Raw genomic sequence first — 22,031 nt, forward strand, 5'->3', positions numbered from 1 at the left:
CCTACAGGATAAAATACAATACCTATAGGCCGCATGAGGCGCTGGGATATGATATCCCGGCTAATTATTATAAACTTGAAAATCTGGTGGGACTAACTTTAAACTCGAAATAGTTGTTCCGAAAAAGTCGAGCAGGACACTGACCCCAATTGTACTGACCCGCAGATGTTTAAAGTAAACGTGACTTTTATGTTGAGATTTTTTAACATCCTGTGATATATCAATCTTATGGCCGAACTCTATCAGGATAAATTGAGGAAGGCAATCGGACAAGATATTTATTCGCATCTTGATAACGAGGCCAATAAAGAAGTATCCTTATCACTTCGAATGCCCTTGCTCGACGAGAATGGCAAAACAAATTATTATAAACAAAGATACTTAATTGGAAATCTATTGGATGAGCTTAGACGTTTTGAGGAGTTGGGCATAAAGTTATCGCCGATAGATATCATACAAACTTTATTCAAGTGTAAATTGTTTTTTGCCGCAAAAAGCCTTGATGAGTATTATCAAAGAGCAGGCGGTAGTTTCCTATCAGAGACGCGATTGACCCTCAAAGATAAGTCTAATGGAGTTGAGGTGCTAATTAGTGAACACTTGAATAGAATCGAAGATAACATCAGGGAGAGAGTTCTACTTTTATAAAAAATATGGGATGTGTCCCTAATAAAACTAATGTTGTCGCATTAATGGTTGCTAAATTGAGTTTGAGCATATGATTTGAATGAAAACTAATTAGGCCCAACGACCGGTTTTTCAATAGTTCCACCCGCCTCGGTGAGTCACTTCATGACAGTCTCAAAGTGCCATAATCTATTCGCTAACTCAGCTTCAGCCTCAGCGGTCGGCTTTCAGCCGGATTTGACAAGTTGTATCTGAAAAGTTACAATATGATACATGAAGGTAGTAATGGATTCAGATTGCCTTGTAAAACTGACCAAGTCAGGGGCTAAGGAAGCGATTGTCTCTGTTATGGAAGTCCACATCCCGCCTCTCGTAAAAAAGGAAACTGTGGATGAGGCGAAGGAACGCGGATATCAGGATGCCTTTATAATCGAAGAGAACATAGATAGAAAGGTATTGCAAGTTGTTAAGCACGAATGGAAGAAATCGTCTGCAATATCTGCCACAAAAGGCGAGGCCGAGGTTATTTCGCTCTATCTTGGAGGCAATTATGACGCCATTGCCAGCGACGATCAGAGGTTCTTGAAAAGACTTGAAGCGGCAAATATTCCTTATCTGACTGCGACAGCCTGTCTCGTTTATCTATATAAAAATAAAAAGGTTGAGAGGTCAGCTGCGGTAGGGATGCTGGAATCATTAAAACCGTTTATCAGCCGTGATGAGTATGCGGTTGCAAAACTTTACATGGAGGAGAAGTCATGAAAGCAAAGTCATTGAGATTGCCCGACAGCCTTTTGGATGCTGTCAAGTTTGCAGAGAAAAAGGAAAAGCTTGATGAGCCGACAACGATAAGAAAGTTCTTGAGGCTTGGGGCTGAAAAATATGTGGGTGACAATTATGTTCGGGGCGACGTAAGCCTGAGGGAGGCCGCAGATGTTCTTGATATTACGGTGCGGGAGACCCTTGAGCTTTTCTGGGACATGGGGATTGCCGGAAATATTGACGCTGACAAGACGTTGAAGGCTATTTCTTTTGTTGAGAAAAAGAGCACAAAGAAGTGAAACGCGAGTCAAAGCTGATAGCAAAAGGCGAGTCTGTAAACCAACTCTACAGGACTTTTTTTCAACTTCAGAAATACGGAGCTAAAAAGGCAAAAGAACTAAGACTTACCCAAAAAGGTATTGAGAAAATAATACTTGAAGGTCGTTAGCGTTGACGGCATTGGCATTACAAGAATCGCGGGATTTTTATATTCCTTTAGAAGATAAGACTTCGCCTGATGCAATAAAAGTCTCATAAGAAAACACCCGTATTGTTCTATCACAAAAATAAATAAACCTATTAAGATTGATGGCTTGCAAAATAAGCCGGTAATTGGATAAAATTATAGACTTTTATTGTGGAGGGGAAAAATGGCTGATATGGTTGAAATCAGGTGGCACGGAAGAGGTGGACAGGGAACTGTCACTGCCGCAAAGGTGCTTGCTGACGCATGCCTCAGCAGCGGAAGGCATGTGCAGGCATTCCCTGAATACGGGCCTGAAAGGGCCGGCGCGCCTCTGAGGGCGTATAACAGAATTAGTTCTAAAGAACTCAGGATGCACTGCCCTGTTTTGAATCCTCAGATTGTAAGTATTGTTGACGCTACCTTGCTTGACAGCATCAATGTTGCTGAAGGCGCTACAAAAGATGCAATTTTTCTCGTTAACACGTCGAAGAATCCGGAAGAAATAAGGGCGAAGCTCAAAGCAAAACCGGAACAAAAGATTTTTACTGTTGATGCTACAAAGATAGCAATAGACTGCATCGGAAGGGCGCTGCCGAATGCCCCCATGCTCGGAGCCATATGCAAGGCAACCAATATTGTTACTCTGGATAATCTCCTTGAAGATGTAAGGAAGAGCTTCGGCAAGAAATTCTCACAGAAGATAATAGACGGAAATCTTGAAGCTGCAAAGCGCGGATACGGGGAGGTTAAAGAAGGATGAAGCTCAAAGGATGGAAGAATGTGAATCCCGGCGCTGTTTGTACAGAGGCAGGAAGCGCTTTACAGTTTAAGACAGGCTCATGGAGGGCCTACAGGCCGAAATGGATAGAGGAAAACTGCATTCAGTGCCTTTTCTGCTGGGCGTACTGCCCTGATATGGCAGTATTTGTAAAGGACGGGAAGATGACAGGGTTTAATTATGACTATTGCAAGGGCTGTGGAATATGCGCTCTTGAGTGTCCCGGGAAAAAAGGGAACAAGGCAATCGTCATGGAAGAGGAGGGGAAATGACGGCAAAGGTAGTTGCAGTTACAGGAAACGAGGCAGTTGCCAATGCGCTGAGGCAGGTGAACCCTGATGTAAGCGCAGCATATCCCATAACCCCTGCGACAGATATAATGCAGAGATTTACAAGTTTTGTATCAGACGGCAAGGTAAAGACAGAGATGATACTTGTTGAAAGCGAACACAGCGCAATGAGCGGCTGCATAGGAGCATCTGCCGCAGGCGGAAGGGTTATGACCGCTACCTCTTCGCAGGGACTGGCGCTTATGTGGGAAGAATTATTCATCGCTTCAGGCACAAGGCTGCCGATAGTTATGGCACTTGTGAACAGGGCCTTGTCTGCGCCATTAAATATCCACGGCGATCATTCTGATGGCATGGGTGCAAGGGACTGCGGATGGATACAACTCTGGTCTGAGAATGCTCAGGAGGCATATGACAATACAATTCAGGCCTTCCGCATCGCAGAGCACATGGATATAAGGCTCCCGGTCATGGTCTGTCTTGACGGTTTTATCATAAGCCATTCAATAGAGAGGATTGAATATATAGACGATGATGCTGTCAGCAAACTTGTCGGTGAGTATAAGCAGTTGAATCCTTTGCTTGATCTGGAGCATCCTGTAAGTTACGGGCCTTTGATACTCCCTGACTATTATATGGAATACAGAAAGGCGCATGCTGAGGTTATGTCAAAGGTTCCCGGCATTGTATTGGATGTCGCTAAGGACTTTGAAAAAATATCCGGCAGGAAATACGGGCTTTTTGAGGCGTACAGGCTTGATGATGCTGAGATAGGGATTGTTATCCTGAACTCCGCCGCAGGCACGTCAAAGGATGTTATTGATTCTTTCAGGGAAAAAGGAATAAAGGCTGGTTTGTTGAAGCCAAGGTTGTTCAGGCCGTTCCCGTACGATGAAATAGGAAATGCGTTAAAGCACCTGAAAGCAATCTGTGTGCTTGACAGGGCTGATGCATTCGGAGGCTCTTACGGGCCCTTGTTCATGGAGACAGCATCAAGTCTCTATCATTATAAGGACAAGCCTGTGGTTGTCAATAAGATATACGGCCTCGGAGGAAGGGATTATCTGCCTGAACATGCAGAGTATGCCATTAACGAACTCGTTGAGATAGCAAAGACAGGAAAAGTAAAAACGGTTAAAGAATATATCGGGGTGAGGGAATAACATGGCGACACCACTTACATTAAAAGAACTTTCAAAAAAAGAGATACTGTTAACATCAGGGCACCGGATGTGTTCAGGCTGCGGTGCTCCTATTATTGTGAAAATGGTGCTTCTTGCTTCGGACTATCCGATAGTTGCAGCCAATGCAACCGGATGTCTTGAAGTCTCTACGTGCATATCTGATTACACGGCATGGAAAATCCCATGGATACATAATGCATTTGAGAATGCCGCGGCAACGCTTTCAGGCGTAGAGACGATGTACAGGTCTTTGAAAAAACAGGGGAAGATTGACAAGGATATTAAGTTCATCGCATTTGGAGGCGACGGAGGCACTTATGACATAGGGTTTCAGAGCCTTTCCGGAGCAATGGAGCGCGGGCATGATATGCTTTATGTATGCTATGACAACGGCGCATATATGAATACAGGCATTCAGCGTTCAAGCGCCACTCCTTACGGAGCTGATACGACAACCTGTCCTGCGGGAAGCGTTATCCAAGGCAAGCCTCAGCCGAGAAAAAACCTCACAAAGATAATGGCTGCGCATGATATTCCATACACAGCGCAGGCGTCGCCAAGCCACTGGATGGACCTTGTAAAGAAAGTAAAAAAGGCGCTTGAAATTAAGGGCCCCAAGTTTATGAATATAATCGCCCCTTGTAATCGCGGCTGGAGGTCAAGGACAGACGATGCAATAATGCTCAGCAGGCTCGCTGTTGAGACATGCTACTGGCCGCTTTATGAGATAGAGAACGGAGTCTCAAAAGTAACCTTTAAGCCAAAGGAAAAGAAGCCGCTTGTGGATTTCCTTAGGCCTCAGGGAAGATTCAAGCACCTTTTTGCTCCTGGAAATGAGAATATGCTTAAAAATTTTCAGGAAATGGTGGACAAGGAGTGGGACTTTCTGATTAAGGCATCAGGAACAGAATAATAGTTTACAGTTGATTATTAATAGTATTTCTGATAATTTACTAAGAAATACATAAGTAGAGGCACGTTATTTTTTGTCATTCCGTGCTTGACACGGAATCCAGTTCTTTTCAGGATTTCTGGATTCCCGCTTTCGCGGGAATGACATTAAAAATTCTCTAACAAGATTACAGGTATAACAAGTTTAGAGAGGAGATAGAGTATGGCCGGTTCTGACCTTGTGATGTATGACAATGAGTTCGGGAAGATTGACGAGGAACTCCAGAGACTTCACCAACAGGCAAATGCAAACGTTGTCTTCCTTGTGGATAAAAGCGGCCAGCTTATAGCCTCTGCAGGAGATACCCATAATATTGATACCACATCCCTTGCATCACTTACAGCGGGAAATATCGCAGCCACAGGGGGAATTGCAAGGCTTCTTGGAGAAAAGGAATTTACGATACTCTTTCACGAAGGGGAAAAAGACAACATCCATATATCATTGATTGGACAGAGGATTATACTTGTTGTGATATTTGACCAGAGGTCTTCGCTCGGGCTTGTAAGGCTCAGGGTGAAGAAGACTTCCGAAGTCCTCGCAAGAATATTTGACGAGATAACGAGCAAGGCAGAAAAAGAAAAAGTGGAAGGCGGCAAAGCATCAGAATCGCCCTTCGCGGAGATAAGTGATGAGGATATTGATAATCTTTTCAAGTAGGTGCAAAGATAAGTGTCTTTTATAAATTATTCTTCCAGAGAAATCAACTGTAAAATCGTATATTACGGTCCGGGGCTTTGTGGAAAGACCACAAACCTTCAATTCATATACAAGAAGACAAACCCTGAACAGAAGGGCAAGCTTATCTCTTTGGCTACGGAAAGCGAGAGGACTCTGTTCTTTGACTTTCTTCCGTTGGCGCTTGGTGACATAAGAGGGTTCAAGGTAAGGTTTCATCTGTATACAGTTCCGGGGCAGGTCTTTTATGCGGCAAGCAGAAAATTAATCCTTAAGGGAGTGGATGGGGTCATATTCGTTGCTGATTCGCAGATAGAGAGAATGGAGGCTAACATGGAGAGTTTAGAGGATCTCAGTATAAATCTTGCAGAGCAGGGCTATGCCATAGAAAAGCTGTCATACGCAGTACAATACAACAAGAGAGACCTTCCTAATGTTGCCCCAGTCGAAGAGATGAATAAACTTCTCAATGTAAACGGTGTCCAGTGGTTTGAGGGAGTGGCAACTACCGGCGTAGGGGTTTTCGAGACGCTGAAAGGTGTTGCCAAGCAGGTTTTGCTTGAACTCAAGAAACACTATTAGTAATAAAGTAGTGTGGTGTTTCATAAATAAGTTTACACATTTTGTCATTCCTGCGGAGGCAGGAATCCAGAAAAAACAGGGACTGGATTCCGCATCAAGTGCGGAATGACAACAAAACAAATGTAAAGAAGTGTTAGAAATACTACAGTAGTTAGTAGTAGTTAGTTAGGAAAAATACTAAAAAAGAAAAGGAGATAGTATGAAAAGGTTTTTTGTATTGGTATTAGCTTTGGGATTTGTATTCGCTGGCTGTGCAAAGAAAGAAGAACAGAAAGGGCAGTATCTTGTAAAGATAAACGGCGTTACTATAACAAAGGAAGACCTCAAGAAGGAGGTTGAAGCGCTTCCGCCGTTTGCACAGAAAATGTTTGAGGGTGAGGAAGGAATAGCGAGGCTTATTGATGAACTGATCAAAAAAGAGCTTCTCTATCAGGAAGCTAAGAAGAAAGGACTTGACAGGGATGCCGCATATCTTAAAAAAGTTGCAGATTCCCAGAAACTGATTCTCATAAGTTCCCTATTGGAGAAGGAGATAGAGGATAAGGCAAAGTTGTCCGACAAAGATGTAAGAGACTTCTATGAAAAGAACAAGGCTGACTTTATGGTGCAGGGCAAGACAATTGAGTTTGAAAAGATAAGGGATATGCTTGCACAGCGGCTGACAGCGCAGAAACAGAAGGAAGTTTTTGACGGGTATGTTGAAAGTCTAAAGAAGTCATATAAGATTGATGTAAACAAAGAGGCGATTGCAGGCCTTTCCAAAAAAGAGGAGCCTAAGAAAGAAGATGTTAAGAAGGAAGAGCCCAAAAAAGAAGAAGCAGTAAAGGAAGAGAAGAAAGCGCCTTCAAAAGAGAAGCCCAAGAAGTAAAACATATGCAGGTCTCCGCGCCTTGCGCGGAGACCTGATTTCAAAAGCCATCCCCTTTACAAAAGCATTATAATCTGTTTTCAAGCAAAAGAATTCTCTGAAGCTTTGCTTCGGGGTTAAACATTAATATTATTAACGTCATTCCCCGACCCCCTTCGCCTCGGCGAATCGCCTGTGGCGATTGTCATTCCCCGATTTAATCGGGGAATCCAGAAAAAAACTGGATTCCGCATCAAGTGCGGAATGACAAGTTTGATGTAGTCAATTGCCTAATTCATACTGATAAATGATATACTTTTAATATGCTGAAACTGCGCGATGGTATAGTGGAGCTTTACAGAAAAGTCGCAACATCATTGCCTCCTGATGTTGAGGATGCGCTTAAGGCAGCGTGTGTTTCTGAAAAGAAAGGTTCAAATGCAAGGCATGCTCTGGAGGTAATTCTTGAAAATATACGCATTGCAAGAGAGACTGCAAGGCCTATCTGTCAGGATACCGGCGTGCCTGTTTTTTATGTTAAAACCCCGATAGGCCTAAGCCAGATTGAACTTGAAAAGACAATCATAGAGGCAACCCGCATTGCAACTGAAAAAGTCCCGTTAAGGCCGAATGCCGTTGATATAATCACAGATAAAAATACAGGAGACAATACAGGCATAGGATTCCCTGTAATCTATTTCAGGGAGACGCCTGACAGCACCCTTTCAATAGACCTGATGCTTAAAGGCGCAGGCTGTGAAAATGTGGGACAGACATACAAGCTTCCAACTTCGTTGAGCGTTGAGAGTTATAGCGTTATAGGGAAAAAGAAATCTTTAACGCACAACGCTGGACGCCATAACGCCATAACAGTTATTGCTGACAGGGATATTGACGGCGTAAGAAAATGCGTTCTTGATGCGGTTTATAGGGCGCAGGGCAGAGGATGTTCGCCATATACCATCGGAGTTGGAATAGGAGCGGCAAAAGATCAGGTTACTCGTCTTGCAAAGGAACAGCTTATGAGAAGACTGACTGATACGAATAATATTGAGGTTCTTTTTAAGCTTGAAAAAAGACTGCTGCAGGAAATAAACACCCTCGGCATAGGCCCTCTTGGTTTTGGAGGAAAAATCACTGCTCTTGGTGTAAAGATAGGCGTTAACCACCGCCATCCTGCATCTTACTTTGTGGATATATCTGTATGCTGCTGGGCTAACAGAAGAGGAAGGCTGATATGGTAGAGAAAAAGTTTAAAGTTAAAAGTGAAAAGTTGAAAATTCAACAAAAAAAGATAATTAACCTTCCCTTAACTAAAAAAGATGTCTTTAACCTAAAAGTTGGCGATGTGGTTTTAATAAACGGCATGATAGTAACCGGAAGGGATAAGATACATAAATTCCTCTTTTATGAAAGGCCGTCAAAGAAGGAAATTCCTTTCAATCTCAGCGGGACGGTTCTTTATCATTGCGGGCCTATAGTCAAAAAATCCGATAGCGGCTATAAGATTGTTGCATCGGGGCCGACAACAAGCATAAGGGTAGAGACGTATGAACACAGGATAATATCTTCGTACGGAATCAGGGGCGTTATGGGAAAGGGCGGCATGTGCGAGCGCACTCTTGAAGCAATGAAAAAAAACGGCTGCGTATATTTCCATACCATTGGGGGCGCAGCAGCGTATCTTGCTGACAGGGTAAAAAGGGTTGTTGATGTCTGGAAGCTCGAAGAGTTCGGTGTTCCTGAGGCGATGTGGCTGCTGGAGGTGGAGAATTTTCCTGCGATAGTGACGATGGATGCACACGGAAAAAGCCTGCATAGCGATATTGCGAAGATATCATATGCTAATTTAAAGAGATTGTTAATTTAACGTGTTATTGCGAGGAGTCTCCCGACGTTATCGGGGGACGACGAAGCAATCTTAAAAAAGTTAGATTGCCACGCCTTCGGCTCGCAATGACAAAAGGGATAAATCATGATCTTTATTGCCGGGGCATCGGGCTTTGTCGGCGGGCATCTTATGGATGCACTGCTGAAAAACAGTTATAAGTTCAGGTGTCTTGCCCGTTCCGAGAAGGCGGAAAAAGCATTAAGAGAAAAAGGCATTGATGTTTTCTCCGGAGACATCACAATTCCAGAGACAATCGAAGGGGCGTTGGACAGGGTGGATTTCGTAATTCATCTTGTCGGAATAATAGAAGAAAAGGGTTCATCCACTTTTAAGAGCGTTCATGTAGAGGGAACAAAGAATCTGATTGCTGAGGCGAAGAGGGCAGGGGTGAAACACTTTTTTTATCAGAGCGCTCTCGGAGCTGACAAGAGTTCATGGTCAGGCTATCTCAGGACAAAGGCGGAGGCTGAGGAGATAGTGGCATCATCAGGCATTCCTTTTACAATCTTCAGGCCCTCGCTGATAATAGGCAAATGGGATGGATTTACCAAAAAGCTGAGAGACCTCATAAAAATATCTCCTGTTATTCCAATACCCGGCGATGGAAAATCAAGATTGCAGCCCATTTATATAAACGACTGGGTAAGCTGCATGCTAAAGGTGCTTGCATCGCCTGATTCGTTCAAAGGGATATTTGAGATTGGCGGGCCGCAGCAGCTCACATACAATGAGATAGTCAAGGGCCTTGCCGATGTAATGAAATCAAAAAAAACAATAACACACATACCTATGGGACTTATGAAGTTTGGAGCATTGATTGCTGAAAAGACCATTCCTTTCCTGCCTGTAAGCTCCGAGCAGCTAAGGCTGCTTGAAACTGATAATATATGCGATATGCATTCTGTGGAGAAAAACTTTGGATTCAAACCTGTAAAATATAAAGACGCCTTAAAGGAATTTATCAATAAATGAATTTTTACGTTAGGAGAATACAGCGGCCTCAACTTGCAAACAGAATCTCCTTTAAAGTAATATTTTACTATAGCTGTCATTAAGGGGAGAGAAGTATTTTAGAAAGCAGAGGATTTTATGCAGGACATCGTTAAAAGTATTATCCAGAAAAATGATTCAAAGATAGTGATGGTTGTTCTTGACGGCCTCGGAGGGCTTCCTATGCACGGCAAGAGCGAACTGGAAGTTGCCGACATTCCAAACTTTGATATGCTTGCAAGGAATTCAGCGTGCGGACTGCATACGCCCGTGTCTTTCGGCATAACGCCGGGAAGCGGGCCCGGACATTTAGCGCTCTTTGGTTATGACACGATAAAATGGCAGATAGGAAGAGGTGTGCTTGAGGCTCTCGGGCTTGGAATAGAATTAAAAAAGACCGATATAGCTGTCAGGTGCAATTATGCGACAATTGAAAATGGTGTTATTAAGGACCGGCGCGCTGGCAGGATACCGACGGAGAAAAGCCGGAAGATTACAGAGGGGCTGCAAAAGAAAATAAGGAAGATTGAAAACGCAGAGGTGATTTTTGCTCCGGGGATGGAACACAGGTTTGCCGTTGTTTTGAGATTTCCTGAACCGCTGGAAAAGGGCGCTGCAGATATTATGGATACAGACCCTCAGAAAGAGGGGAAAGCTCCGGTCAAAGTTACGCCGATGTATCCGCAGGCAGAAAAGGCTGCGAAGATAATAGAAAAACTGATAAAGGCAGTGACAGAAATCATTAGGAATCAGGATGCGGCAAACGCTATCCTGCTCAGAGGCTTTTCTCAGGCGCCTGATATTCCGCATTTTGAGGAAGTGTACGGACTTAAATCAGTTGCAATCGCAACTTATCCGATGTACAGGGGGCTTGCAAAACTCATCGGCATGGACGCCCCTGTTGTAACAGGAGGCGTAAAAGAAGAGATAGATTTTCTGAAGCAGAATTATAAGAAATATGACTTCTTTTTTGTCCATATAAAGAAGGTGGATTCTTACGGAGAGGACGGCAATTTCAAAGAGAAGGCGGCGGAGATTGAAAGATTTGACCACATTCTGCCGAGAATCCTTGCGTTGGAGCCGGAGGTCTTAATCATTACAGGCGACCATTCAACACCATCTTTGCTTAAAGGCCATAGCTGGCATCCTGTGCCTGTGCTCCTCAGTTCCGCTTATGTCTTTGGAGGGCTCTGCAATTCTTTTTCAGAGAGGGAGTGTACCAAAGGAGAACTCGGAATATTCCCCACAGTTAATCTCATGCCATTAGCGCTCGCAAATGCATTGCGTCTTAAAAAATTCGGTGCATAACTCAGCTATCAGCTATCAGCCATCAGCCATCAGCCTGATTGATACCCATTGTCACCTTGAGATGACTGAATTTGATGAGGACAGGGATAAAGTTATCCAAAGGGCAAGGGACGCTAGGATAGAAGCTGTTATTACAGTTGGCTCTGATCTGAAAGGCAATAGCGGGAGTCTAAGGCTTTCTGAAAAATATGATTTCATTTACTCATCAGTCGGCATACATCCGCATGATGCAAAGGATTTTACAGAGGAAATATATAACCAGTTGAAAGAATGGGCGAGTGAATACAGGATACAGGATAAAGAATTAAAAAATCATGCATCATGCATCATGCATCATGCATCTTCGCTTCCCAAGATTGTTGCGATCGGTGAGACCGGGCTTGATTATCATTACGACAACTCGCCCCGTGATGTTCAGAAAGAGGTTTTTAAAAAACATCTGCTTCTTGCAAAAGAGCTTGAACTGCCGGTAATCATACACAGCAGAGAGGCAAAAAAAGATACGCTTGAAATACTCGAAGATTCAGGGATAAACAGGGGAGTTCTGCACTGCTTCTCAGGAGACATGGATATGGCGGAAAAGGCTATGGAGATGGGGCTTTACATATCCATAGCAGGGCCGGTGACATTTAAGAATGCAGGCAAATTACGGGAGACAGCAGGGGCAATCCCTGATGATTATCTCCTCATAGAGACGGATGCTCCATATCTCACGCCGGAACCGTTCAGGGGCAGAAGGAACGAACCGGCTTTTATGGTTAATACCGCTGAGAAAATAGCGGAGGTGAGAAGGGTGAGCCTTGAAGATATTGCAAGGATTACAACACTCAATGCAAGGCGGCTTTTCAGGATAGGAAAGTCCATTCAGCAGGGGGAGATAACCTATAAGATACGAGACAGCCTTTATCTAAATATAACGAACAGATGCACAAACAAGTGCTCGTTCTGTGTGAGGTTTCATAGCGACTATGTGAAGGGGCATAACCTCAGGCTTTCCTCTGAACCGACAGAAGAAGAACTTAAAACAGCGATAGGCGGCCCTGCTCAATATAAAGAGATTGTTTTCTGCGGCTATGGCGAGCCGTTTCTGAGATTTGAAATAGTTAAAAATCTTGCCCGGTGGATAAAAGAGAGAGGCGGCAGGGTCAGGATTAATACAAACGGGCACGGCAGCATTATAAACCGCCGGAACATACTTCCTGAATTAAAAGGTTTCGTGGATGTCATCTCTGTCAGCCTTGATGCACAGGATGAGAAGGTTTACGACAGGATATGCTCGCCTGATTTTAAAGATGCATTCCATGAGGTCATAGCATTCATAAAGGAGGCCAAGCAGTATATTCCTGATGTTCAGGCTACTGTTGTAGAAATGGAAGGCGTTGATGTTGAGAAATGCAGGAAGATAACGGATGAATTAGGCGTTACGCTCAGGGTAAGGAAGCTGGATGTTGTCGGTTAAACAAGTTCTTGATAAGTTTTACAGCGAGTACGATTTTGAAGCAAGAATACTCCATGACCCCATAGAATTTCCTCACAGATACAAAAGGCGCGAAGACATAGAAATTGCGGGCTTTATAGCTTCGTGTTTTGCCTACGGAAAAGTTGGTTTATTCAAGCCTGTAATAGAAAAAATCCTTTCGGCAATGCGCGACAGTCCATACAATTTTCTCATGGAGTTTAAAGCAAAGAAAGACGGCAGGCTGTTCTCGGGGATAAACTACAGGTTTAACGAGAATAAGGATGTCATCTGCCTTCTCTATGTCATAAGCAGTTTGCTCAGAAGTCATAAATCCATAGAAAATGTTTTTAAAAGTTTTTATAAAAAAACCGATTCTGATACAGGCAAGGCCCTGACAGGTTTTATAGATTACGCCCTTAAGACAGACACATCCGATATTTACGAAAAGAATTTAAAACCAAGCGGTTTGCTCCAGTTCTTTCCTTCGCCTTCAAAAGGCAGCGCATGCAAGAGGATGAACCTTTTTCTGCGGTGGATGATAAGGGATAAAGACATTGATTTTGGCGTCTGGGAGGGCATACCTGAAAACAAGCTCATTATCCCTCTGGACACTCACATAGCGAAGATTTCAAGATGCCTTGGCTTTACAAAGCGCAAATCTCAGGATTGGAAAATGGCTGTTGAGATAACAACCGCATTAAAGAAACTTGATTCCGAGGACCCGCTTAAATATGATTTTGCAATGTGCCATTACGGGATTTCAGGCTTGTGCAGTTCAAAGAATGATATAAAAGACAGCAGGTGCATGAAGTGTTTATTAAAAAAAGGAATTCAGTTCAGGCAGAAGAAATGACCTTGTTAATGACTTTAGCTATCTCGTTTATGTTATATGGTTTCTGGATAAAACCTGCCTCGCCATTGTCCATGGCCTGTTCCGGAAGGCTGTCCTGGCCGTAACCTGACGAAATGAGTATCTTCACGTCCGGGTTTATTTCCTTCAGCTTTTTGAATGTTTCTTTGCCTCCCATTTCCGGCATAATCATATCCAGAATAACAAGGGCTATAATATCTTTTTTATCAGCGTAAATCTTAATGCCTTCTTTGCCGCCTGATGCAAGAAGAACATCATAGCCAAGCTCGTGTAATATATCCCTTGCAACATTCCTTATAATCTCTTCATCATCAATAACAAGTATGCCCCCTTTTCCCTTATGAAGCGGTTTTGCAATTTCTATCTCTCTTTCAGCCTTTTCCCCGATTGCAGGAAGATATATTGTAAAGGCCGAGCCTTTACCGGGTGCGCTGTCAACTTCGATAAAGCCATTATGGTTTTTCACAACTCCATAAGCCATTGGCAGTCCCATCCCCGTGCCTTTGCCCACTTCCTTTGTGGTGAAAAACGGTTCAAAGATGCGCTTCAGGGTTTCTTCATCCATGCCTGTGCCTGTGTCTATGACCTTTATGACAGCGTATTTTCCTTCTTTCATATGCCTGTACGGTTTTGTTTCTTTCGTTATCTCAGTATTAAATGTTTCAATGCTCAGGATTCCTCCTTCAGGCATTGCGTCCCTTGCATTAAGGCACATATTCAGGATTACATGTTCAATCTGGCTCCTGTCTCCTTCTACTATCCACAGGTCACTTTTGAGAGCTGTTTGTATCTTTATTGATCTGTCAAAAGTCCTTGTTATAATCGGTATTACATTTTCCGCAACATCATTCAGATTTAATGGTTCAGGAATATATTTCCCCTTTCTGGCAAAACCGAGGAGCTTCTTTGTTAAGTCTGCCGCTCTTTCCGCTGAATCTTCTATTACAGTGAGCGGCTCATACATAGGGTCATCAACCGGAACCTTCATCTTAAGGTATGCCGCATATCCGAGGATTCCCTGAAGCATGTTGTTAAAGTCATGCGCAATGCCGCCTGCAAGGGTGCCTATCGCCTCAAGTTTCTGTCCATGGAAAAGCTGCTCTCTTAATGCCTCTTTTTCTTTCTCTTCGCTCAATCTCTCAAATTCTGCCGCAACCATCTGTCCTATGGACTGTAAGACCTTTATGTCTGACTCTGAAAATTCTTTTTGTTGGCCAAAGGCATTCACAATCCCCACCACATCATTCTTTCTATTAAACACAGCAAGGCCTATGTAAGAGTCAGCCTTTATTGATAACAGGAGGTCCGCATTAGGGAACTGTTTATAAGCATCTCTTTCAATAACGCACATATGCTTCTTTGCCACCACACCCTCACAGGGCGTGCCTTTCAGGGAAATCTTCAGGTTTTTCTTAAGTTCTCCCTTCAGATACAATGACATAACCTCTGCGGCCTCTCCATCAGGGCTGACCCTTGCTATGAGGGAGTTCAGGCCGAACATCCTGCCAATAGCCATTACAACCTCATCAAAAAAATCCTCGCCTTTTTTTGACACTGTTATGTAGTAAAGGTTGTTGAGCATCTTTGTTTCTTTCTGCAAAGACTCCATTGTCTGACTGATATTATCGCTCAGGAATTCAAACTCGTAGATGCCTCTGTATTCGGGCTTTTCACTCTTCTTGATGGATTTTATAATTGTGCTTACAGGGTATCTGATATATCTGTTCAGGAAGTAGAGGGAGAAAAAAAGCACTACAAAAAATATAATGGCTGCTGACGCATATGCACGGTTCACCTTATGTATCAGTCCGGAATAGGCAGTTGCGTCTTTTATTAATATAAAATGCCAGTTCCACGGTTCAAAGTGAGAGTGAGTTGCATAATATCTTTCTCCTGCATATTTTAAGAGTGAGACTGTATGTTCTTCTGTATCTTCTATTGTTTGTAAAAGTTCCGTCGAAAAGTCACCGATTCTCAGTATTTCCTTTTCCTTTTCTATGATAGCGCCCTTAAGGCCATTCTGTTTCATATAGTCTTCTATCATGCCTATTGTCAGGCCCTTCCTGAATCTTACAGATTTCTCATCTGCTAATAGTCCCTTCATTAAAAGGTCATTCAGGTTTTTATCGCATATATTGTATATATCAAGGGACATGTCTGAAATGTTTCCTTTTATGTGTTCATCTGCAAAGCCTGACACCGAGCGGAGTACGAATATATAAAGGACCAGCCCTGATATCAATGCTATTGTAAATAGTGGAATGAAAATCCTGAATGCAAGGCTCTTTGTTATCCTGTTTAAATATTCTTTCATACGAACATACCTCTAACTTATCGATTTGTAAGCAATTAATATATTGTCATTCTCTGGCTTGACCAGAGAATCCAGAACTAAGGGACTGGATTCCCCGATTTAATCGGGGAATGACATTGTTGTCTAAGTATTTTCATGTCCCTCTGTGAGCCTAATGCTCATGACTCTTTCATTTGAATATCGGGTCTGCTGTTTTCAGGTCTTCAGGCCAGACAACTTTTTTAGCCCCGTTCTGCCACTGGATGATGAGATTAAAGTGTTTTATCTGTGCGCCTGTCCTGTCAACGCCGTACCTGCCTATGATGCTGATTGCATCCATAGATGACAAGATAACCCTTATTTTTTCCCTGTCAAGACTTCCTGCCTTCTTTATTGCAGCCTCCAGTATCTGGCCTGCAGCATATGTCTGGGCTGCATGATGAGATGGTTCCTCTTTATATGCCTTTATAAACGCCTCGTAAAACTCATGACAGCCCGGGGGAATTAAACCGCCATGATGCTCCCACATGGATGTTGAAAAGACATAATCAGCGCCAGTCTGAAGTTTATCATAAAATGCCTGCATTGTTGGACCTACAGAGGCAAAGTAAGCCTTTGGATACCACTTTATCCTTTTAAGAGATAATCGCATGTTCACAGCCTCATCAAAATGTCCGCATACAATGAGTACCTGCGCCCCGGATGCCTTTGCCTTTTTTGCAAGCTCATCAAGATTTGCTGTGCCTTTTTGGAAGCCTTCAAATAAAAGAACCTTAAGCCCGAACCTTTCCGCCCATTTTTTTGTGCCGTTTGCAATGTCCTGTGAAAACGAATCATCTGCATGTACGATTGCAACATCCTGAAGGTCATTTTTGATCAGCAATTCAAGGAAGCCAACAGAATATCTGCTCGCAGGTGTAAAGACACCAAAGACATATTTATAACCCTTCTGCCATAGCCTGTCAGCCGCTGCCCCTGTGGTCAGTACAGGATAGCCGTATTTTTCTGTTATGGGAAGTATCGCCTCTGTTATCTCGCTTGAGTATGGGCCGAAAACAAGGTCAACCTTATCATTCAATATCACTTCTTCATAGATGGATTTTGCTTTCTCCGGCTCGCTTTTGTCATCACGGATGATAATTTGGACCTTTCTTCCAAGGATGCCGCCTCTGCTGTTTACCTCTTTTCCCCAGAGCTTAAAGCCTTTCATCTGCTTATCCGACATTTCCGAGTATTTTCCTGTGAGTCCGAGGGAAAGGCCAATCTTTATGAGAGGTTCTTGAGCGGAGGCAGGCATTGCAATGAAGAATAAAACCAGAAGCGCAGCACCGGCAATCCTGCTTTTATTCATGAGCCTCTTCATAGTTAAAGTATACCAAAAATCATCAATTGTTTTTATTTTTGTGATGATTGACAATATTTTGAGTGTTATGCTTTAATATCTATGCCTTTAAGGATAGCCCCGCGAGGTTAAAAAGGCAAAGGAGGCAGCGTGAGCTGCAAACATGAAAAACACATTGACCTTCCTCATCACAAGCGGGGAAGGTTTTTTTATGCCCGGAAATGGCAATAAGAAGTTTATCACCCTCCCCAGCCCCTCCCGTCAAGGGAGGGGAGGTTGTGGGAAAGCTTCCATCCGCAGGGAGAGATGTTTTCTGTTTTTCCCTCTCCCCTTGCGGGAGAGGGTTAGGGTGAGGGGGTCTGAAAATGCCTAATGAACTGCTGGATAAAAAAGACATAGACAGGATACTTGCGCGGATGGCGCATGAAATCCTTGAAAAGAACAAGGGGACCAAAGACCTCTGCCTTGTGGGAATACAGAGAGGTGGGGTGCACCTTGCAAAAAGGCTTGCGGGCAAGATTAAGGAGATAGAGGGCAAGGAAATTCCTGTAGGTTCTCTTGATATTGCCTTTTACCGGGATGACCTGAATATCAGGGAAAAACAGCCTGCGGTCAGAAGGACAGAGGTGCCCTGCGAGATAACAGACATGAAGGTGGTTCTTGTTGATGACGTGCTTTTTACAGGCAGGTCCATAAGGGCTGCTATGGATGCGCTTATGGATATGGGACGGCCCTCTTGCATACAGCTTGCGGTTTTAATAGACAGGGGGCACAGGGAGCTTCCGATAAAGGCTGATTTTGCAGGCAAGAATATACCAACTGCAATAGATGAGAATGTAGAGGTCAGCCTTCAAGAAGACGGGCTTGAGGATAAGGTGACGATAAAGTGAAACGATTATGTTTTTCCAGAAAACTAAAGAATAACGAAAATGTCATTCCCGCTTGTCGGGTTTGTCATTCCGACTTGTTCGGAATCATTCTGCGATTCCTGACAAGCAGGAAGGATGCTGGACAAGCCAGCATGACAGGGAGAGGTATCTTCAGATGAAGCTCTCTTCAAAGGATTTACTGGGGATTAAGGAACTCACAAAAGACGAGATAATCCTTATCCTTGATACGGCATCAGGATTTAAGGACGTGCTTAAGCGTGATATTAAAAAAGTCCCTGCCTTGCGAGGAAAGACTGCTGTTAATCTCTTCTTTGAGCCTTCAACAAGGACGAGAACCTCGTTTGAGCTTGCGGAAAAAAGGCTGAGCCTCGATGTCTTAAACCTGTCGGTTACAACAAGCAGTGTTGTAAAGGGGGAAAGCCTTATAGATACAGCCCTCAATGTTCAGGCGCTTGGCGCGGATTTCATGGTGATAAGGCATTCATCCTCAGGCGCGCCGCACCTCATCGCAAAGCACATTAACGCCACTGTCATAAACGGAGGCGACGGCATAAACGAACATCCCACGCAGGCCCTGCTTGACGCATTTACAATCAAAGAAAAGACAGGAAAGATTGAAGGATTAAAGATTGCGATAGTCGGGGATATACTTCACAGCAGGGTAGCAAAGTCAAATATATATTTACTTACAAAATTTGGCGCGGAGGTCAGGCTTATAGGCCCTCCGACATTAGTCCCGAAGGAACTCGAACAACTCGGCGTCAGGATTTTTCATGATATGGATTCAGGGTTGGATGGTGTAAATGCTGTTATGGTGTTGAGGATTCAGATGGAAAGGCAGGGGAAGGGATTTTTCCCATCCACGCTTGAATATTCAAAGAACTGGGGGCTTACTTCAGAGAGATTTCGCAGGGCTGACAAGGATGCGATTGTGATGCATCCCGGGCCTATGAACCGCGGGGTGGAGGTGGCTTCTGATGTTGCTGACGGGCCAAGGTCTGTGATACTTGAGCAGGTTACCAACGGGCTTGCCGTAAGAATGGCTGTGATGTATCTGCTGGCAGGGGTGAGGGAGTGAGGATGTCTGAAGTTTTGATTCATAAAATGCATAAAAAATGTCACCCTGAACTTGTTTCAGGGTCTAAAGAAGATGCTGAAATAAATTCAGCATGACAGATAAAGGTATTTTTACATGAAAATATTAATAAAAAATGGACACATAATAGACCCCTCTCAGGGAATAGATGGGATTGGGGATATCTTAGTTGAAGAGGGAAAAATAGCAAAAATAGAGCAGAAGAGCAGAAGAGCAGAAGAGCAGAAGAAAACACCCCCCCAGCCCCCCCTTGATAAGGGGGGGATTAAAAAGGGGGTAGACTCTGAACTTAAAACTATCGATGCTGCGGGTTTGTATGTCTTCCCCGGTCTTATTGACATGCATACACATCTCAGAGAACCGGGATATGAATACAAGGAAACTATAAAGACGGGGACGATGGCTGCTGTTAAAGGCGGTTTCACAACAGTCTGCGCAATGCCTAACACAAACCCTGTCAATGATAATTCAAGCGTGACGGATTTTATAATCAGAAAGGCGATTCAGGAAGGCGCATGCACGGTTTATCCGATTGGCGCAATAACAAAGGGGCAGAAAGGCGAAGAGCTTGCAGAGATGGGAATAATGTATTCAGAGGGCTGTGTTGCTTTTTCAGATGACGGAAAACCTGTCATGAGCAGTCTTATTATGAGGAGGGCGCTTGAATATTCAAAGGCCTTCAAGGTCCCGATAATCTCTCATTGCGAGGATATAGGCCTTTCCGAAGGCGGTGTGATGAACGAAGGGCTGTTGTCATTGACTCTTGGATTAAAGGGAATACCCTCCGAAGCAGAGGAAATAATAATCAGCAGGGACATTGCGCTTGCAAATCTTACTAAAGGAAGGCTTCACATAGCGCATGTTTCAACAGAGGGCTCCGTAAGAATAATCAGAGAAGCTAAGGAAAGAGGGATAAATGTAACTGCAGAGACCTGCCCGCATTACTTCAGCATTACAGAGAAGGCGGTTGAAGGATATAACACAAATGCAAAAGTGAATCCGCCGTTAAGGACAGATAAAGATGTGAATGCGATTAAGCAGGGCTTGAAAGACGGCACAATTGATGTTATTGCAACAGACCATGCGCCGCATCACAGGGATGAAAAGCTTAGAGAGTTTGATCAGGCACCGTCAGGCATATCAGGCCTTGAAACAGCGCTGAGCCTGAGTCTGAGACTTGTGCATGAAGGTGTCCTGACTATGCCGCAGCTTGTTGAGAAAATGACAGTGAATCCCGCAAAGATTTTAGGGTTAAATAAAGGGACACTGAAGGCAGGCTCTGATGCTGATATAGTTATGGTTGACGCGAATAAAGAATTCAAAGTTGAGGCAGAAAGATTTGTTTCAAAAGGCAGGAACACGCCTTTTGACGGGTTGATATTAAAAGGGATGCCGGTTGTAACGATATGCAAAGGGAAGATATATGAGTAAGGCATTATTAGTCCTTTCAGATGGGATTGTGTTTGAAGGCGAGGGGTTTGGCTCTGAAGGCGAAACTATCGCTGAAGTTGTCTTTAATACCTCTATGACAGGGTATCAGGAAATACTCACCGACTCATCATATAAGGGACAGATTGTTACAATGACTTATCCCCAGATCGGAAATTACGGCATAAACGGGGAGGACATAGAATCGCAGGGCGGAATTAAAGCAGAGGGTTTTATAGTGAAAGAGGTCTGCGAGTTTCCGAGCAACTGGCGTTCTCAGACTTCTCTTGTTGAGTATATGAAGAAATCAAATATCGTAGGGATTCAGGGTATTGACACAAGGGCGCTGACAAGGCATTTAAGAAACCACGGCGCACAGATGGGGATAATTTCCACTGCTGATTCAAAACCTGAAAGCCTCCTTGAAAAAGTGAGAAAGCATCCGGGAATTTCGGCATTTGACTTTGTAAAAGAAGTAACGACGAAGAAGATTTATAAATGGGAAGAAGGATGCTGGAAATGGCAGCCTGCTGCTGCAGGAGTTGAAAGTTCAAAGTTAAAAATTAAAAATTTTAAAGACTCTGAATCTGCAACTCAACTTTCAACTTCTAACTCTCAACTTTTAACTAAAAAAGTTATTGTTTACGATTTTGGCATAAAGTTCAATATACTGAGAAACCTTGTTGATGCCGGGTTTGATGTTACTGTTGTCCCTGCGCAGACCCCTGCCGAAAAAGTTCTTGAGATAAATCCTGACGGAATAGTTTTAAGCAACGGGCCCGGTGACCCGCAGATAGTTACTTATGCAATCGAAAGCACAAAGAAGCTGATGGGCAAGAAACCGATATTCGGAATCTGCCTCGGGCATCAGATACTTGGTCTTGCAATGGGCGGGAGAACTTATAAACTCAAATTCGGGCATCACGGCGGAAACCATCCTGTAAAGGATTTATCAACAGGCAGGGTGGAGATAACATCACAGAATCATAATTATTGCGTTGACATAAACAGCCTTAAGGGACAGGTAAGGCTTACGCATAAGAACCTCTTTGACAGCTCTGAAGAGGGCATGCAGCATGTTGAACTTCCGATATTTTCTGTTCAGCACCATCCTGAGGCAGGGCCGGGACCGAATGATTCTGCGCATTTATTTAAGAGGTTCAGTGAGATGATAGAGAGATAAATTTGTCATTCCGCACTTGATGCGGAATCCAGAGAAAAGACAAAAGAATGGATTCCCGCTTAATGACTGCGGGAATGACGAAAAAGAGGTGTTTTCAGGACAATGAGGATAGTT

21 protein-coding genes and 1 pseudogene are annotated in these 22,031 nt (G+C 43.6%); 20 read left to right on the forward strand and 2 right to left on the reverse strand.

Going from position 1 to position 22,031, the window contains the following annotated elements; genetic code table 11:
* Positions 1-228: 228 nt before the first annotated feature.
* The 16 genes and pseudogenes from HY035_03745 to HY035_03820 all read left to right on the forward strand — a co-directional run bounded on the left by HY035_03745 (position 229) and on the right by HY035_03820 (position 13,667).
* Positions 229-648, forward strand: coding sequence for a hypothetical protein (locus HY035_03745; protein MBI3377502.1), 420 nt, complete (start codon positions 229-231; stop codon positions 646-648).
* A 264-nt stretch (positions 649-912) separates the two neighbouring features.
* Complete coding sequence (locus tag HY035_03750; GenBank protein ID MBI3377503.1) at positions 913-1,389, forward strand: hypothetical protein; 477 nt, start codon at positions 913-915, stop codon at positions 1,387-1,389.
* Positions 1,386-1,688 (forward strand): hypothetical protein, encoded by a 303-nt coding sequence (locus HY035_03755; GenBank protein ID MBI3377504.1) that lies wholly within the window; start codon positions 1,386-1,388, stop codon positions 1,686-1,688. The genes HY035_03750 and HY035_03755 overlap by 4 nt, the downstream gene beginning before the upstream one ends.
* Positions 1,685-1,837, forward strand: coding sequence for a hypothetical protein (locus HY035_03760; protein MBI3377505.1), 153 nt, complete (start codon positions 1,685-1,687; stop codon positions 1,835-1,837). Before HY035_03755 ends, HY035_03760 begins: the two co-directional genes overlap by 4 nt.
* Positions 1,838-2,039: 202 nt before the next feature.
* Positions 2,040-2,615 (forward strand): 2-oxoacid:acceptor oxidoreductase family protein, encoded by a 576-nt coding sequence (locus HY035_03765; GenBank protein MBI3377506.1) that lies wholly within the window; start codon positions 2,040-2,042, stop codon positions 2,613-2,615.
* On the forward strand, positions 2,612-2,905 hold the full coding sequence (locus HY035_03770; GenBank protein MBI3377507.1) for a 4Fe-4S binding protein: 294 nt from the start codon (positions 2,612-2,614) through the stop codon (positions 2,903-2,905). Before HY035_03765 ends, HY035_03770 begins: the two co-directional genes overlap by 4 nt.
* Entirely contained in the window at positions 2,902-4,086 is a 1,185-nt protein-coding gene (gene porA / locus HY035_03775; protein MBI3377508.1) for a pyruvate ferredoxin oxidoreductase, read from the forward strand. Before HY035_03770 ends, porA begins: the two co-directional genes overlap by 4 nt.
* 1 nt (position 4,087) lies before the next feature.
* Positions 4,088-5,020 carry a pyruvate ferredoxin oxidoreductase gene (locus HY035_03780; GenBank protein ID MBI3377509.1) on the forward strand — a complete coding sequence of 311 codons (933 nt, stop codon included), beginning with the start codon at positions 4,088-4,090 and terminating at the stop codon, positions 5,018-5,020.
* A 201-nt stretch (positions 5,021-5,221) separates the two neighbouring features.
* The gene (locus HY035_03785; protein MBI3377510.1) at positions 5,222-5,719 is read left to right on the forward strand and encodes a roadblock/LC7 domain-containing protein; all 498 of its coding nucleotides are present in this window, start codon (positions 5,222-5,224) and stop codon (positions 5,717-5,719) included.
* Positions 5,720-5,731: 12 nt separating this feature from the next.
* Positions 5,732-6,319 (forward strand): GTPase domain-containing protein, encoded by a 588-nt coding sequence (locus tag HY035_03790; protein MBI3377511.1) that lies wholly within the window; start codon positions 5,732-5,734, stop codon positions 6,317-6,319.
* Positions 6,320-6,518: 199 nt separating this feature from the next.
* The gene (locus HY035_03795) at positions 6,519-7,187 is read left to right on the forward strand and encodes a SurA N-terminal domain-containing protein (GenBank protein MBI3377512.1); all 669 of its coding nucleotides are present in this window, start codon (positions 6,519-6,521) and stop codon (positions 7,185-7,187) included.
* 302 nt (positions 7,188-7,489) lie between these two features.
* Positions 7,490-9,036 (forward strand): annotated as a pseudogene (locus tag HY035_03800) (fumarate hydratase).
* A 105-nt stretch (positions 9,037-9,141) separates the two neighbouring features.
* A complete protein-coding gene (locus HY035_03805; protein MBI3377513.1) occupies positions 9,142-10,029 on the forward strand; it encodes a complex I NDUFA9 subunit family protein in 888 nt (295 codons plus the stop codon).
* A gap of 117 nt (positions 10,030-10,146) precedes the next feature.
* Positions 10,147-11,355 (forward strand): 2,3-bisphosphoglycerate-independent phosphoglycerate mutase, encoded by a 1,209-nt coding sequence (locus HY035_03810; GenBank protein MBI3377514.1) that lies wholly within the window; start codon positions 10,147-10,149, stop codon positions 11,353-11,355.
* Positions 11,324-12,814 (forward strand): YchF/TatD family DNA exonuclease, encoded by a 1,491-nt coding sequence (locus HY035_03815; GenBank protein ID MBI3377515.1) that lies wholly within the window; start codon positions 11,324-11,326, stop codon positions 12,812-12,814. The genes HY035_03810 and HY035_03815 overlap by 32 nt, the downstream gene beginning before the upstream one ends.
* Positions 12,801-13,667 (forward strand): TIGR02757 family protein, encoded by an 867-nt coding sequence (locus HY035_03820; GenBank protein MBI3377516.1) that lies wholly within the window; start codon positions 12,801-12,803, stop codon positions 13,665-13,667. Before HY035_03815 ends, HY035_03820 begins: the two co-directional genes overlap by 14 nt.
* Here the strand turns inward: HY035_03820 and HY035_03825 are convergent.
* Positions 13,651-15,999 (reverse strand): response regulator, encoded by a 2,349-nt coding sequence (locus HY035_03825; protein MBI3377517.1) that lies wholly within the window; start codon positions 15,997-15,999, stop codon positions 13,651-13,653. The two genes, HY035_03820 and HY035_03825, sit on opposite strands and share 17 nt — an antisense overlap.
* A 169-nt stretch (positions 16,000-16,168) precedes the next feature.
* The gene (locus HY035_03830; protein MBI3377518.1) at positions 16,169-17,329 is read right to left on the reverse strand and encodes an amino acid ABC transporter substrate-binding protein; all 1,161 of its coding nucleotides are present in this window, start codon (positions 17,327-17,329) and stop codon (positions 16,169-16,171) included.
* 356 nt (positions 17,330-17,685) lie between these two features.
* Here HY035_03830 and pyrR point away from each other — a divergent pair, with 356 nt between their 5' ends.
* The 4 genes from pyrR (at position 17,686) to carA (ending at position 21,917) form a co-directional block, all read left to right on the forward strand.
* On the forward strand, positions 17,686-18,210 hold the full coding sequence (gene pyrR / locus HY035_03835) for a bifunctional pyr operon transcriptional regulator/uracil phosphoribosyltransferase PyrR (protein MBI3377519.1): 525 nt from the start codon (positions 17,686-17,688) through the stop codon (positions 18,208-18,210).
* A gap of 154 nt (positions 18,211-18,364) precedes the next feature.
* Entirely contained in the window at positions 18,365-19,288 is a 924-nt protein-coding gene (locus HY035_03840; GenBank protein ID MBI3377520.1) for an aspartate carbamoyltransferase catalytic subunit, read from the forward strand.
* Between the two features lie 114 nt (positions 19,289-19,402).
* On the forward strand, positions 19,403-20,737 hold the full coding sequence (locus HY035_03845) for a dihydroorotase (GenBank protein MBI3377521.1): 1,335 nt from the start codon (positions 19,403-19,405) through the stop codon (positions 20,735-20,737).
* Positions 20,730-21,917 (forward strand): glutamine-hydrolyzing carbamoyl-phosphate synthase small subunit, encoded by a 1,188-nt coding sequence (carA, locus tag HY035_03850; protein ID MBI3377522.1) that lies wholly within the window; start codon positions 20,730-20,732, stop codon positions 21,915-21,917. Before HY035_03845 ends, carA begins: the two co-directional genes overlap by 8 nt.
* Positions 21,918-22,031: the final 114 nt, after the last annotated feature.

The sequence above is a fragment of the Nitrospirota bacterium genome (assembly GCA_016195565.1).
Taxonomy (GTDB): Bacteria; Nitrospirota; Thermodesulfovibrionia; order Thermodesulfovibrionales; family UBA1546; genus UBA1546.

What these genes read in the sequence shown, in the direction of transcription:
- HY035_03745 (MBI3377502.1), top strand. Translation starts at nt 229, where the DNA reads ATGGCCGAACTCTATCAGGATAAATTGAGGAAGGCAATCGGACAAGAT.
- HY035_03750 (MBI3377503.1), top strand. Translation starts at nt 913, where the DNA reads ATGGATTCAGATTGCCTTGTAAAACTGACCAAGTCAGGGGCTAAGGAA.
- HY035_03755 (MBI3377504.1), top strand. Translation starts at nt 1,386, where the DNA reads ATGAAAGCAAAGTCATTGAGATTGCCCGACAGCCTTTTGGATGCTGTC.
- HY035_03765 (MBI3377506.1), top strand. Translation starts at nt 2,040, where the DNA reads ATGGCTGATATGGTTGAAATCAGGTGGCACGGAAGAGGTGGACAGGGA.
- HY035_03770 (MBI3377507.1), top strand. Translation starts at nt 2,612, where the DNA reads ATGAAGCTCAAAGGATGGAAGAATGTGAATCCCGGCGCTGTTTGTACA.
- porA (MBI3377508.1), top strand. Translation starts at nt 2,902, where the DNA reads ATGACGGCAAAGGTAGTTGCAGTTACAGGAAACGAGGCAGTTGCCAAT.
- HY035_03780 (MBI3377509.1), top strand. Translation starts at nt 4,088, where the DNA reads ATGGCGACACCACTTACATTAAAAGAACTTTCAAAAAAAGAGATACTG.
- HY035_03785 (MBI3377510.1), top strand. Translation starts at nt 5,222, where the DNA reads ATGGCCGGTTCTGACCTTGTGATGTATGACAATGAGTTCGGGAAGATT.
- HY035_03795 (MBI3377512.1), top strand. Translation starts at nt 6,519, where the DNA reads ATGAAAAGGTTTTTTGTATTGGTATTAGCTTTGGGATTTGTATTCGCT.
- HY035_03805 (MBI3377513.1), top strand. Translation starts at nt 9,142, where the DNA reads ATGATCTTTATTGCCGGGGCATCGGGCTTTGTCGGCGGGCATCTTATG.
- HY035_03810 (MBI3377514.1), top strand. Translation starts at nt 10,147, where the DNA reads ATGCAGGACATCGTTAAAAGTATTATCCAGAAAAATGATTCAAAGATA.
- HY035_03815 (MBI3377515.1), top strand. Translation starts at nt 11,324, where the DNA reads ATGCATTGCGTCTTAAAAAATTCGGTGCATAACTCAGCTATCAGCTAT.
- HY035_03820 (MBI3377516.1), top strand. Translation starts at nt 12,801, where the DNA reads ATGTTGTCGGTTAAACAAGTTCTTGATAAGTTTTACAGCGAGTACGAT.
- HY035_03825 (MBI3377517.1), bottom strand. Translation starts at nt 15,999, where the DNA reads ATGAAAGAATATTTAAACAGGATAACAAAGAGCCTTGCATTCAGGATT.
- HY035_03830 (MBI3377518.1), bottom strand. Translation starts at nt 17,329, where the DNA reads ATGAATAAAAGCAGGATTGCCGGTGCTGCGCTTCTGGTTTTATTCTTC.
- pyrR (MBI3377519.1), top strand. Translation starts at nt 17,686, where the DNA reads ATGCCTAATGAACTGCTGGATAAAAAAGACATAGACAGGATACTTGCG.
- HY035_03840 (MBI3377520.1), top strand. Translation starts at nt 18,365, where the DNA reads ATGAAGCTCTCTTCAAAGGATTTACTGGGGATTAAGGAACTCACAAAA.
- HY035_03845 (MBI3377521.1), top strand. Translation starts at nt 19,403, where the DNA reads ATGAAAATATTAATAAAAAATGGACACATAATAGACCCCTCTCAGGGA.
- carA (MBI3377522.1), top strand. Translation starts at nt 20,730, where the DNA reads ATGAGTAAGGCATTATTAGTCCTTTCAGATGGGATTGTGTTTGAAGGC.